We start from the raw sequence: 12,500 nt of genomic DNA on the forward strand, positions 1-12,500 counted from the left end.
ATACTAAGCGGTAGCTTTTCCGTTCTCCCCCTTCCCCGCCCCCGCCGCCACGCCGGTATTCCGGCCCCGCTCCCGGAGGTACGCCTCCAGTTCGGCGGCCCCCGTCAGCATCGCCCGCCCGCGGGCGGACACCCGGTCGTGCCAGTCGCGCAGGGTGGCCTCCAACGGCTCCAGCCCGCCCGCGGACCGGACCTGCGCGATCACGGGGGCGATCTGCTCCAACAGGTAGCCGCCCCGCCTGAGTTGGTGGGCCAGCCGGGCATCCCGTACGTCCGCCTCGTCGTAGACGCGGTACCCGGTGCGCGGGTCGCGGCGCGGGTGGACCAGCCCGGCCCGCTCCCACTTGCGCAGCGTCGCGGGCCGGATACCGAGCTCCGCCGCGAGCGGCCCGACGAAGGTGCCGCCGGAACCGGACGCCGCCGCCCCTGGGGCGGGCGCCGTGGCGGGCGCCAGGTCCCGCACCGCGCCCTCCACGGCCCGGAGCGTGCGCCGGTCGTCGAGCAGTTGGGCGTGGCTCTCGTCGATGAGCCGGTACGCCTCGTCCACGGCACCCCGGTTCACGGCCCGCATGATCGACGCCGCCGGCTGGTGGCCGTGGCCGGACACCAGGGCGAGGAAGGCGCCCAGCGCCCGCGCGTGCAGCGAGGTGTAGGTGCGGTATCCGTGGGCCGTGCGGTCGGCGTCCGGGAGGATGCCGGCCTCCTCGTAGTTCCGGACGGCCTGCGTGGACAGACCGTGCCCGCGTGCCAGGTCGATCGGCCTGAGCTTGCCACCGCTTTGAAGCTTCCGAGCCATGGTCCGGACGGTATCGCCGGAAAGCTTCAATCGAAAGTCCAACGATACGGTTGAAGGTATGGCGAACACTGGCATCAAGGACACCGCCCACCCCGTCGAGGCCGCCGCCGTCATGCGGCTGCTCCCCGCCCGGCCCCGGCTGCTCGCCCTGGGCGAGCCCACCCATGGTGAGGACACTCTGCTCGACGTGCGCAACGGCCTCTTCCAACAGCTCGTCGAGGAGGAGGGGTACCGGACGATCGCGATCGAGAGCGACTGCCTGCTGGGCCTGGTCGTGGACGACTACGTCACCTCGGGCACGGGCACCCTCGATGAGGTCATGGCGCGCGGGTTCAGCCACGGATGGGGCGCGTACCCGGGCAACCGCGAGCTCGTGCGCTGGATGCGCGCCCACAACGAGCGCGTCCACCGCGACGGCCGGCCCGCCTCCGATCGGCTCCGCTTCGCCGGTTTCGACGGACCGCTGGAGATCACCGGCGCCGCCGGCCCCCGCCAGGCCCTCACCGCGCTCCACGGCTACCTCGCGGCCCGGGTGGACGCGGACCTGCTCCCGTGCACCGCGGAAACGCTCGACCGCCTGCTCGGCGCCGACGACCGGTGGACCGAGCCCGCCGCGATGACGGACCCGGCCCGGTCCGCAGGGCGGTCGGCCGAGGCCCGGGAGCTGCGTCTGCTCGCCGACGACCTGGTGTCGCTGCTCGACGAGCAGACGCCGCACCTGCTCGCGGCGACCTCGCGGGACGACTGGGACCGGGCGTGCCTGTACGGGCGCACCGCGACCGGCCTGCTGACCTACCACTACTGGATGGCCGACAGCTCACCGGCGCGCATGAACCGGCTGCTGGGCGTGCGGGACCGGATGATGGCCGAGAACCTCCTCGCGCTCGCCGACCGGGGCCCGGCCCTCGTCCACGCCCAGAACTCCCATCTCCAGCGGGCGAAGAGCACGATGCGGATGTGGCAGGGGCCGGTGGAGTGGTGGAGCGCCGGTGCACTGGTGAGCGCCCGGCTCGGCGAGGAGTACGCCTTCTTCGCCACGGCCCTCGGCACGATCCGGCACCAGGGAGTGGACACCCCGCCGCCGGACACCGTCGAAGGACTCCTGTACGGGCTCCCGGAGGACCGTTGCGTGGTCGACGCCTCCCGGCTGGCCGCCGCCCTCGGCGACCCGGGGCCCGCGCCCCGCGTGTCCCCCTGGTTCGGCTACGCCTCGCTCGACCCCGGCCACCTGGCCGCGATCGACGGGTTGGTGTTCGTCAAGGACGTCCCGGACAGGCGCTGAACGGACCGGGAGACCTCACTCTCCCTCCGTCACCGTCGACCGCCGGTTCCAGGCGCGCGGCGCCCGCCAGTGGAACCGCAGGGCGAGCAGGCGCAGGACGAAGGCCGTGACCACGGCGAGCCCGGTGGTGAACGAGGTGAGGGCGTCGTACCGGATGCACAGGGCGACCATGGTGGCGCCGACGATGGCGGGGACGGCGTAGAGGTCGCGGTCCCAGCGCAGCAGCGAGGGCACCTCGTTGGCCAGCACGTCCCGCAGTACGCCGCCGCCCACCGCGGTGGCCAGGCCCAGGCAGGCGGAGGCGGTCAGGCCGAGCCCGTAGTCGTACGCCTTGGTCGTGCCGGCGACGCAGAACAGGCCGAGGCCGGCCGCGTCGAAGATGTTCACGCCGGTCTGGAGGCGCTCCACGTGGGGATGGAGGAAGAAGACCAGCAGGGTGGCGAAGAGCGGAGTGATGAAGTAGCCCAGGTCCGTGAAGGCCGCGGGCGGTACGGCGCCGATGACCAGGTCCCGGAAGAGCCCGCCGCCCAGCGCGGTGACCTCGGCGAGGACGGCGATGCCGAAGACGTCGAAGTTCTTGCGTACGGCCAGCAGCGCGCCCGAGATGGCGAAGACGAAGATGCCGATCAGGTCGAGCGTGTGCTGGACGGTGGGGCTGAAGAGTTGCTCGTACACCCCGACATTCTCACCTGCCGGTGAGCCCCCGCCTTACGGACGAAGGCGGGGGCTCACCGGCGGGACGAGGTCACTTCCCCTTGGCGGGAGGCTCCTCGTCGGTGCTCTCGGCCGGACCCGTGCCCTCGGCCGGACCCGTGCCCTCCGCAGGCTCGGCGACGGCCTCGGCCTTGGTGGTGTCCGTCGCCTCGGCCTTGGTGGCGTCCGTCGCCCCGGCCTTGGTGGCGTCCGTCGCCCCGGCCTCCGTGGCGTCCGTCGCCCCGGCCTTGGTGGCGTCCGACGCCTCGGCCTCCGTGGCCACCGCCGCCGAGGTCTGCGCCGACTCCGCCAGTGCCTTCTCGGACACCAGCTCCGCCGCCTCCTTGGCGTCGGAGAGCAGGACGACGTCCTGCGGGGCCTGGTCCTCGAAGTTCTCCGGGTGGTGGCAGGCCACCTGCTGGCCGGGGCGCAGCTCCTTCAGCGGCGGCTCGGTCGTCTCGCAGATCTGCGTCGCCTTCCAGCACCGGGTGTGGAAGCGGCACCCGCTCGGCGGGGAGATCGGCGAGGGCACGTCGCCCTTGAGCAGGATGCGCTCGCTCTTGGTCGACTTGCGCGCGGGGTCCGGGATCGGGACCGCCGACATCAGCGCCTTGGTGTACGGGTGCATCGGCGACTTGTAGAGCAGGTCGCGGTCGGCCAGCTCCATGATCTTGCCGAGGTACATCACCGCGATCCGGTCCGAGACGTGCCGGACGACGGACAGGTCGTGCGCGATGATCACGTACGTCAGGCCCAGCTCGGTCTGGAGGTCGTCGAGCAGGTTGACGACCTGGGCCTGGATCGACACGTCGAGCGCGGAGACCGGCTCGTCGGCCACGACCAGCTTCGGGTTCAGCGCGAGCGCGCGGGCGATGCCGATGCGCTGGCGCTGGCCGCCGGAGAACTCGTGCGGGTAGCGGTTGTAGTGCTCGGGGTTGAGACCGACCACCGACAGCAGCCGCTGCACCTCCTTCTTGACCCCGCCCTCGGGCTCGACGCCCTGGAGCTTGAAGGGGGCGCTGATGATCGTGCCGATGGTGTGGCGCGGGTTCAGCGAGGAGTACGGGTCCTGGAAGATCATCTGCACGTCGCGGCGCAGCGGGCGCATCCCGCCGACCCCGAGGTGGGTGATGTCCTGGCCCTCGAACTCGACCTTGCCGGCGGTCGGCTCCAGGAGCCGGGTGATCAGCCGGCCCATGGTCGACTTGCCGCAGCCCGACTCGCCCACGACACCGAGGGTCTCGCCGGACTTCACCTCGAAGTCGATGCCGTCGACGGCGCGCACCGCGCCGACCTGGCGCTGCAGCAGGCCCTTCTTGATCGGGAAGTGCTTCTGCAGCCCGGTCACCTTCAGCAGGGTCTCGCCGGGGGCGGCGCCCTTGGTGAGGGTGGCGGTGCCGGCGGCCTCGCTCTGTGTGCCGTCGCTCTGCGCAGGGATGGCCACTGCTTCGTCCTTGGCGTTCTCGCTCACAGCTTCGGCGCAATCTCTTCGGTCCAGATACGCTCCCGCTGCTCCTGCGACATGTGGCAGGCGGCCCAGTGCTTGCTGCCGACCTCGGCCAGCTCGGGGCGGACCGTGCGCGTGATGTCGTCCTTGGGCACGTCGGCGTACGGGCAGCGCGGGTTGAAGGCGCAGCCGGACGGCAGGTTGATGAGAGAGGGCGGGGAGCCCTTGACCGGGATGAGGCGTTCCTGCTGGTCGCGGTCGAGCCGCGGCATCGAGCCGAGCAGGCCCCACGTGTAGGGGTGCCGGGGCTCGTAGAACACCTTCTCCGCCGGTCCTCGCTCGACGCACCGGCCGCCGTACATCACCAGGAGGTCGTCGGCCAGCTCGGCGACGACGCCCAGGTCGTGGGTGATGATGATGACCGCGGAGCCGAACTCCGTCTGCAGATCGCGGATGAGGTCGAGGATCTGCGCCTGGACGGTCACGTCCAGGGCGGTCGTCGGCTCGTCCGCGATGAGCAGCTCGGGGTTGTTGACCAGCGACATCGCGATCATCGCGCGCTGGCGCATACCGCCGGAGAACTCGTGCGGGTAGCTGTCCACCCGCTTGTCCGGCTGCGGGATGCCGACGCGGTCGAGCATCTCCACGGCACGGCGCTTGGCGGTCTTCTTGTCCACGTCGTGGTGGACGCGGTACGCCTCCACGATCTGCTGGCCGATCGTGTAGTACGGGTGCAGCGCGGACAGCGGGTCCTGGAAGATCATCGACATCTGCCGGCCGCGCAGCTTGCGCACCTCGTCGGGGTCGGCGGACAGCAGCTCGGTGCCGTCCAGCCAGATTTCACCCGTGATCTGCGCCTTGCGCCTGCCGTACTGTCCGGCGGTGTGCAGGCCCATGATGCCGAGCGAGGTCACCGACTTGCCGGAGCCGGACTCGCCCACGATGCCGAGGGTCTTGCCCTTCTCCAGCTGGAAGCTGAGCCCGTCGACGGACTTGACCAGGCCGTCGTCGGTCGGGAAGTGCACCTTCAGGTCGCGTACTTCGAGGAAGGCCTTGGGTGTGGGCGAGGTGCCGGTGGGCTCGCCCACGGCTGCTCCGCTCTTGCTGAGGTCGGTCATGCGAGCCTCACTCGGGGGTCGATCACGGCGTACAGGATGTCCACCACGAGGTTGGCGATCAGCACCGCGAGAGAAGTGATCAGGACGACGCCCAGGATAAAGGGCAGGTCCTGGTTCTGGATCGCGTCCAGCACCTTCTGGCCGAGGCCGGGGAGGCTGAACGTGGTCTCGGTCAGGATCGCGCCGCCCATGAGGGCGCCGAGGTCCATGCCGAGCATGGTGAGCAGCGGGGTCAGGGTCGACCGCATGGCGTGCTTGCGGATGACGACCTGCTCCCGGAGGCCCTTGGCACGCGCGGTGCGGATGTAGTCCTCGCCGAGGATCTCCATCATGGTGGCCCGGGTGATCCGGGCGTACATCGCGGCGTACAGGAAGGCCAGGGTGACCCAGGGCAGGATCATGCCGCCGAGCCAGCCGGTGAGGCTCTCCTCCAGGGGCACGAACTCACCGCTGATCCAGCCCAGTCCGTAGGAGAAGATCGCCAGGCTGAGCAGACCGGTGAAGTAGATGGGGAGGGAGACGCCCGCCAGCGCGACGACCATCGCGCCGCGGTCCCACAGGGTGCCCCGCTTGAGCGCGGAGAGCACACCGGCGGCGAGACCGAAGATCAGCCACAGGACGGCCGCACCGAGCGCGAGAGCCAGGGTCACCGGGAAACGCTCGGTCAGCACCGGCCAGACGGACTGCTCGGTGCGGAAGGAGTAGCCGAAGCACGGCGCGGAGCAGTGGGTGACGTCGCCGCCGGCCGCGTAGGTACGGCCCGCGAAGATGCCCTTGAAGAACTCCCAGGCCTGGACGAAGACCGGGTCGCTCAGACCCAGCTTCTGTCGCACACCCTCGACGGCGGCAGGGTCGGCCTGCTTGCCCACGAAGCTCAGGGCGACGTCGACGCCCGCCCACTTGGGGACGAGGAAGAAGATGCCGAAGACCACCAGAATGATGACCACCAGCATCACTGCGGCGGCGAACAGCCGCCTGATGAGATAAGCGAGCACGGGTTGCGGCCCGCTGCGGATCGCGGGCCGCCGGAGGTCTTCCGGCGGCCCACGGTCACGCCGCGCCGGCCTTCACCTGCCTTTCGTGCCGTACGGCGGGTGTACCGGTTACTTCTTCAGGCCGAGGTTGACGAAGTCGTACATACCGCTGTAGCCGTCGGTGGTGTACACGTTCGCCAGTCGGCTGGAGCGCCAGTTGATGAACTTCTCGAAGACGAAGGGCAGGTAGTACGCGCCCTCCATCACCTTGTGGTTGATCTCCGTCGCGATCTTGGCCTTGCCCGCGTCGTCCAGCTGGGTCAGGTAGTCCGCGAAGAGACCGTCGATCTTCTTGTCGTCGATCATCGCGAAGTTGTTGTTCGCGCTCTCGAGGATGTACTCGCTGTGCCACAGCGGCAGACCGTAGCCCTGCACGGACGGGAAGTCCGGGCCCCAGCCCATGATGATGATGCCGTAGCCCTTCTTCTTCACGTTCGAAGGGCTGCCGACGGTGCTGGCGTACTGGGCGCCGTCGTACTGGTCGATCTCGACGTCGATGCCGACCTTCTTCAGCGACGCCTGGAGGGACTCGGCGGTGGCCACCTCGACCGGCTTGTTGTTGCGGACGGCGATGGTGGTCTTGAACCCGTTGGGCTTGCCGCAGGCCTTCAGCTCTTCCTTGGCCTTCTCGACGTTGCCCTTCTTGTTCTCACCGGCCATGCCGTACGGGTCGTACTTCTGGCCCTCGGAGCCCGGGACGGACGGCGGCAGCATGTTGGTGCCGATGTCGCCACCGGCGACCGGGCCGCCGCGCGCGGTCTGCAGCGAGACGTGGTCGGCCCCGTACAGCACCGCCTTGCGGCAGTGGATGTTGTCGAACGGCTTCACGTTCTGCGGGAACGAGGCGTACCGGATGTAACCCGAGACCGGGTTGTCCAGGTTGCCCTTGTGCTCCTTCAGGGCGGTGGTGCGGCCCTGCGGGGACATGCCGGTCTGGGCCAGGTCGATGTCGTAGTCGCCGGCGACCAGACGGGCGTCCAGGTCGTTGGCGTTGGAGAAGAACTTGATCGTGATCTTGTCCGGGTACGCCTTGCGGACCGGGTCCGAGTCCTGCTTCCACTCGGTGTTGCGGACCAGGGTGAGGTCCTTGCCCGGGTTGTAGGACTCGAACTTGTACGGGCCCGAGGAGAACGGGCGCAGGCCGTACTTGGACTTGGTGTCCTTGTCCTGGCGGACCGGGGACGCCGAGGTCAGCGCGAGCATCTCCTCGAAGTCCGAGTTGGCCTGCGGCAGCTTGAAGACGATGGTCTTGTCGTCCGGCGTCTCGATCGCCTTCAGACCGAGCTTGTCCTTGGACTTGTCCTTGTAGGGGCCCGGGTACTCGCCCTTGGGGTCGAGGACGTCCTTCAGGTAGACCGGACCGCCGGACAGCACGTCCTGCGCCCAGACGCGCTCGATGCCGTACTTGACGTCCTTGGACGTGATCGGCTTGCCGTCCTCCCAGGTGACGCCGTCACGGAGGGTGTACGTGTAGGTCTTGCCGTCGTCCGAGACCTTGGCCAGCCCGGTGGCGAGGTCGGGGGTGACCTGCGCGCCGGCGGCGCCGGGCTCGGTCTTGTTCGTGACGAGCTGGCGGCTGTAGTAGCGGGAGAAGTTCCACATGAAGCCGTAGTAGCCGCGCGTGGTGTCCCACGAGTCGGCGTCCTGCGTGCTGGCGAACTTCAGCGTCCCGCCCTTCTTGGCCTCGGAGGCCTGAAGGACCTTGTTGTTGGCCGCGTCGAAGCCGGCGGCGCCGTTCTTCGAACCGCCGTTGCTGTCGTCTCCGCCGCCGCCGCACGCCGCGGTGGTCAGCAGCGCGGCGACCACTGCGGCAGCGGCCAAAGCCTGCTTGCGCCGCCCTGAGGTGCGTTGGGTAGTCACGATCTCGGATCCTCCGGATTAGATGAGAGACCCCGTGCAGGTGCCACGGGTCGCTTGCCGGTACGGCAGGTCAGCGGGAGCCCTTCGGGTCCAGCGCGTCGCGTACGCCGTCCCCGAAGAGGTTGAAGGCAAGAACGGTGATGAAGATCGCCACACCCGGGATCACCATGTACATGGGATCCGACTTGTAGTAGTCGATCGCGCTCGAGAGCATCTGCCCCCAGGAGGAGGTGGGCGGCTTGACGCCCACACCCAGGAAGCTGAGTGCCGCCTCGGTCAGGATGTTGGTGGGGATCATCATCGTGGTGTAGACGATGATCGGCGCCACCAGGTTGGGCAGCAGTTCCTTGAAGAGGATGTAGAACCGTCCGGCTCCCAGGGACCGGGCCGCCTCGACGTACTCGCGTTCACGCATCGAGAGCGTCTGGCCGCGGACCACGCGACCGATGTAGGGCCAGCCGAAGAAGCCGATGACCAGGATCATCATGAGCAGGCGCACGCCCGTGCCGCTCAGCCCCAGCATGTTGTCGGGCATGACGGAGACCAGCGCGATGATGAACAGCAGCTGCGGGAAGGCCAGCAGGCCGTCCATGACCCGGCTGATGAGGGCGTCGACCCAGCCGCCGAAGAAGCCTGCCAGGACACCCAGGACGGTGCCGATGACCACGGCGACGAGCGCGGACAGGAAGCCGACGAGCAGCGAGATCCGGGCGCCGTGGACGATGCGGGCGAAGACGTCGCGGCCGTTGACCGGTTCGACACCGAGCCAGTGCTCGCCGCTGATGCCGCCGAGGGACCCCACGGGGGTGCCGAACAGCGGGTCGATCTTGTCCTCGTTGAAGGCGTTGGGATCCTGCCCGTAGAGGGAGGTGATCAGGGGCGCGAGCACCGCGATCACGATGAGGACGAGCACCACGATTCCGCCCGTCAGAGCCAGCTTGTCCCGTTTCAAGCGCTCCCAGGCGATCCGGCCCAGGGAACGCCCCTGTACCGCCTTGGCGTCGGCGCCGGCAACCGCCGCTTCCTCGGCCGCACTCGGGGCCGCTTCCGCGGTCGGCTCGTGCAATGGTGCCGTCATCTGGCAGGGACCCCTCTCAACCGGCGGTAGCCGGCCCGCACTTGCCGCTGTAGCGGCGTGATCAGTCCGTCGTACAAAGGGGCGGACAATCACCCCTTGCTGCGGGAGTCTTCAACGCTTTGGCGATCTGTAGCCAGACTTGAAGGGGAATGGATGCGCAACCGTGATGCTGTTTGAGGTGTTCCGTTATCCGGACACTGGGTAACGGGTGCCGGACGCGGACGAGTTGGGACATCACGGACAAAGCGGGGTCTTACGTCTTCGTCTACGCGCGAAGATGTCCGCCCACCGATGGCGGGACGGGCCCTGCGACGGTCAGTACCGGCCTCCGGCCGGAGGGTATCCGTACCCGCCCGCGGGTGCCTGGGCGGGGGCGGCCGCATGGGCCTCGCGGTCGTAGAAGGGGCGGGCGTGGGCGCGCAGCCACATGGCGACCGGGTCGTGGGTGTCGGTCATCGCCACCGTCGACACCGGCAGCCCGTCCGGCACCGCGCCGACGGACTGCTGCATCATCCCGCGCACCGCGTCGACGGCAGGCGGCGAGGTGTCGTACACGTCGAGGCCGATGGCGAGATAGGGCGCGCCGAGCGCCGGCTGCACCCAGGCGCGGCGGAGCGCGCGGACCGCCGGGGTGCGGTGGGCGTTCTGCGCGAGCAGGGCGTAGAACTGGGGGACCTCGATGGCCGGTTCGGACAGGCGCAGCGGCCCCGCGGGCTGACGGTCCAGGCCGGAGGCGATGCGGCGCAGGTCCAGCCAGGGGATGCCGACGCCGCCGCCGGGGGCGTGCGGGTTGAGCCAGAGGCCGTAGTGGTCGGGGTAGAGGGCGCGGGCCACCTCCAGGCCGTCGACCACCTCGTACGACCGGTTCCAGCCGCTGGCCGACAGCTCCTGGGCGGAGGTGACGCAGGGCGCGTAGCCGTAGCCCTCGACCTCCATGTTCCCGTACTGGGCGTCCGGGGAGCCGGCCTGGCCGTGCCAGAGCAGCATCCAGACCTGGCCGGAGGTGGGCGTGGCGAGGGCGCGCAGCAGGGCCTCGTAGGCGTCGTAGCGCCCGGGCGTCACCTGGCGCAGCATGTGCTCGACCTGCCCGGTCGTGGTGCCGCTGGCGCTCACGTGTATCGCCCCTTCGAGAAGTTCCCCGGTTGTGGAACCAGCTTAAGGCTCCGCCGGTCGGGGGGCGCCTACGAGCTCGGGGGTGCGGTTGTCTTGCGTCCGCGACGCCGCTGTGGCCTGTCGCGCAGTTCCCCGCGCCCCTGGGTTGGCTGCCCTGACCGGCATTCAGGAGTCCCGCCGATTGCCTTTTTTACAAGTCGCGGTCGTAGAACGGGCGGACGTTCGCCCGCATCCAGTCGCAGACCGGGTCCTGGGCCGCCTCCAGGAGGACCAGGTTGACCTGGGTCTTCAGGGGGGCCTTGGCCAGGGCCCGGCCGAGGGCGTCCAGGGGGAGGGTGCGGGCGTCGTCCTCCCAGTGGGTGAGTTCGACGCCGACGAACATGACGGGGTCGGCGGTCTCGACGGCGGCCAGGCAGCGTCGGGCGGTGCGTACGACGCCGACGGCGGCGAACTCGGCGGAGGCCGCGGCCAGGAAGTCCACCGGGTCGTCCTGCCAGTCCGGCTCGAAGAGGCGGACCCGGCCGCCGGACGCGGGCCCGTCCAGCGGGGTGCGGTCGGCCCGGCACAGCTCGGCCACGGCCGGCGGCGGCAGCGGGACGCCGACCACGCCGTCCGGGTTGACGGCGATGCCGACCTGCGGGGGCAGGCCGCGGGCGAACTCCGCGGCGGGGGCGATGGAGTACGCCATCTGCGCGCCGGCGACCTGGCGGAGCTGCTCCTCGGAGCTGAACACCGGCACGTAGGCCTGGCCCTCGATCTCCAGCGAGGGCAGGTCGAGGGGGCCGCTGTTCGGGCCCCCGCCGTTCGGCAGCGGTATCCACACGAAGCTGCGGCCGAGCACCTCCACGATCCGGCCGCCGGCGCCCGGCACGCCGAGGGAGGCGGACAGCACCTCCTCCAGCTCGTTGCCGGGCCACCCGCCGTGCGGGTGGGGGTGCGCCTGTGCCGGGAAGTCCATCTGCCTACCTACCGCCTGCCTGGTACCGCTGCTGTGGCTGAAAAGGCTAACCCGTTCGGCCCTGCGGCCCTACAGTGCGTCACCCCCGCAGTGCGTCACCCCGTGAACGCGATCCGGCGGAGCGTGTTCGCCGCCGCCCGGTCCAGGAGGATCGCCGAGGTGCAGCCGGCGGGCAGGGTGCCCTCGGTCACCGCGCGCAGCAGGCGGGTGTTGGCCGCGCGGTGGCGCAGGAACGCGTACCGCGACACGCCCCGGCCGCGCTCGCGCTGGCCGGCCAGGGCCGCTCCGGCGTCGACGTCGAGCAGCAGCAGGTGCAGGGTGCCGTCCCGGCGGCGGGCCTCGCGGGCCAGCCAGCCGCGCACCCAGGCCTGGGTGCCGCAGTCGTGCACGACCACGCCCTCGCCGGAGCGCAGCGCCCTGCGCAGTCCGGCGTAGTGGGCGAGGCGGACGAGGGGGCGGTAGAGCCCGTACGGCAGGAAGCGCGGCGTGCGGCGGTCCCAGCGGTCACGGGTGTCCTGGGAGTCGATCCGCAGTCCGCGCACGGTGCGCTCCATCAGCGTGGACTTGCCGCTGCCGGGCAGGCCGGTGATCACCACCAGGTCCCGGGGTCCGAAGAGCAGGGCGTGCGGACTGTGGCCGCCCCGGTCCCGCAGGTCGCGGACGACGGGTGCGGGCAGTTCGGCGCACGCCTCCGGTGCTGGGGCGACCGGCTGCTTGGGCAGCGCGAGACCCGAGGTCGTGGCGTACGCCGTGGTCCTGTTCACCGTGATCGTCCTCCCCTGGGGCGGTTCACGAGTTCCCATCCCCGTCGAGTGTAAAGAGAAGGTAATGCGCAGGTCTCGCGTTTTCGTGCGCTTACTGCCACAGGCCGGTTACAGATCACGGTCTGCCATGGATCGGCCGGGCGTGCAATGATGGCGGCGCCAACTGCATACCGGCCGTTTGAATCCGCGCGGGAGAGTCCCCGGCCGCGCCGGGGCGCCGAAGGAGCAAGTCCCTCCCTTGAATCTCTCAGGCCCCGTTACCGCGCGGGCGAGGCACATCTGAAAAGCGGGCCGCCCCTCGACGGGCTGCCCCACCCAAGGTGCAAGTCCTGGACGCCGTACTCCGGTGGTCGTGGCG

General features: G+C 70.1%; 11 protein-coding genes and 1 riboswitch. Of the genes, 1 reads left to right on the forward strand and 10 read right to left on the reverse strand.

Going from position 1 to position 12,500, the window contains the following annotated elements:
* Window positions 1-3: 3 nt before the first annotated feature.
* A complete protein-coding gene (locus ACIQ6R_RS30955; RefSeq protein WP_404224872.1) occupies window positions 4-795 on the reverse strand; it encodes a TioE family transcriptional regulator in 792 nt (263 codons plus the stop codon).
* 58 nt (window positions 796-853) lie between these two features.
* On the opposite strand from ACIQ6R_RS30955, the gene ACIQ6R_RS30960 reads away from it, so the two are divergent.
* The gene (locus tag ACIQ6R_RS30960; protein WP_404224874.1) at window positions 854-2,077 is read left to right on the forward strand and encodes an erythromycin esterase family protein; all 1,224 of its coding nucleotides are present in this window, start codon (window positions 854-856) and stop codon (window positions 2,075-2,077) included.
* A gap of 15 nt (window positions 2,078-2,092) precedes the next feature.
* On the opposite strand, the gene ACIQ6R_RS30965 is transcribed toward ACIQ6R_RS30960, so the two are convergent.
* The 9 genes from ACIQ6R_RS30965 to ACIQ6R_RS31005 all read right to left on the reverse strand — a co-directional run bounded on the left by ACIQ6R_RS30965 (window position 2,093) and on the right by ACIQ6R_RS31005 (window position 12,142).
* Entirely contained in the window at window positions 2,093-2,752 is a 660-nt protein-coding gene (locus ACIQ6R_RS30965) for a trimeric intracellular cation channel family protein (protein WP_404183387.1), read from the reverse strand.
* Window positions 2,753-2,822: 70 nt separating this feature from the next.
* Window positions 2,823-4,214 carry a dipeptide ABC transporter ATP-binding protein gene (locus tag ACIQ6R_RS30970; RefSeq protein WP_404224879.1) on the reverse strand — a complete coding sequence of 464 codons (1,392 nt, stop codon included), beginning with the start codon at window positions 4,212-4,214 and terminating at the stop codon, window positions 2,823-2,825.
* A 23-nt stretch (window positions 4,215-4,237) separates the two neighbouring features.
* Window positions 4,238-5,335, reverse strand: coding sequence for an ABC transporter ATP-binding protein (locus tag ACIQ6R_RS30975; RefSeq protein ID WP_375908641.1), 1,098 nt, complete (start codon window positions 5,333-5,335; stop codon window positions 4,238-4,240).
* Window positions 5,332-6,330: an ABC transporter permease gene (locus tag ACIQ6R_RS30980; protein WP_404224881.1), complete on the reverse strand. Its 999-nt coding sequence runs from the start codon at window positions 6,328-6,330 to the stop codon at window positions 5,332-5,334. Before ACIQ6R_RS30980 ends, ACIQ6R_RS30975 begins: the two co-directional genes overlap by 4 nt.
* A 108-nt stretch (window positions 6,331-6,438) precedes the next feature.
* Window positions 6,439-8,229: an ABC transporter substrate-binding protein gene (locus ACIQ6R_RS30985; protein ID WP_404224883.1), complete on the reverse strand. Its 1,791-nt coding sequence runs from the start codon at window positions 8,227-8,229 to the stop codon at window positions 6,439-6,441.
* Between the two features lie 70 nt (window positions 8,230-8,299).
* A complete protein-coding gene (locus tag ACIQ6R_RS30990; RefSeq protein ID WP_404224885.1) occupies window positions 8,300-9,307 on the reverse strand; it encodes an ABC transporter permease in 1,008 nt (335 codons plus the stop codon).
* Between the two features lie 315 nt (window positions 9,308-9,622).
* Window positions 9,623-10,420: an enhanced serine sensitivity protein SseB C-terminal domain-containing protein gene (locus tag ACIQ6R_RS30995; RefSeq protein WP_210960208.1), complete on the reverse strand. Its 798-nt coding sequence runs from the start codon at window positions 10,418-10,420 to the stop codon at window positions 9,623-9,625.
* Between the two features lie 190 nt (window positions 10,421-10,610).
* The gene (locus ACIQ6R_RS31000; RefSeq protein ID WP_404224887.1) at window positions 10,611-11,378 is read right to left on the reverse strand and encodes an enhanced serine sensitivity protein SseB; all 768 of its coding nucleotides are present in this window, start codon (window positions 11,376-11,378) and stop codon (window positions 10,611-10,613) included.
* A gap of 95 nt (window positions 11,379-11,473) precedes the next feature.
* Window positions 11,474-12,142: an AAA family ATPase gene (locus ACIQ6R_RS31005; RefSeq protein WP_404224889.1), complete on the reverse strand. Its 669-nt coding sequence runs from the start codon at window positions 12,140-12,142 to the stop codon at window positions 11,474-11,476.
* Between the two features lie 179 nt (window positions 12,143-12,321).
* A riboswitch (glycine riboswitch) is annotated at window positions 12,322-12,415 on the forward strand.
* Window positions 12,416-12,500 lie beyond the last annotated feature (85 nt).

It is taken from the genome of Streptomyces sp. NPDC096048, assembly GCF_044763415.1.
Taxonomy (GTDB): Bacteria; Actinomycetota; Actinomycetes; order Streptomycetales; family Streptomycetaceae; genus Streptomyces.

What these genes read in the sequence shown, in the direction of transcription:
- ACIQ6R_RS30955 (WP_404224872.1), bottom strand. Translation starts at nt 795, where the DNA reads ATGGCTCGGAAGCTTCAAAGCGGTGGCAAGCTCAGGCCGATCGACCTG.
- ACIQ6R_RS30960 (WP_404224874.1), top strand. Translation starts at nt 854, where the DNA reads ATGGCGAACACTGGCATCAAGGACACCGCCCACCCCGTCGAGGCCGCC.
- ACIQ6R_RS30975 (WP_375908641.1), bottom strand. Translation starts at nt 5,335, where the DNA reads ATGACCGACCTCAGCAAGAGCGGAGCAGCCGTGGGCGAGCCCACCGGC.
- ACIQ6R_RS30990 (WP_404224885.1), bottom strand. Translation starts at nt 9,307, where the DNA reads ATGACGGCACCATTGCACGAGCCGACCGCGGAAGCGGCCCCGAGTGCG.
- ACIQ6R_RS31000 (WP_404224887.1), bottom strand. Translation starts at nt 11,378, where the DNA reads ATGGACTTCCCGGCACAGGCGCACCCCCACCCGCACGGCGGGTGGCCC.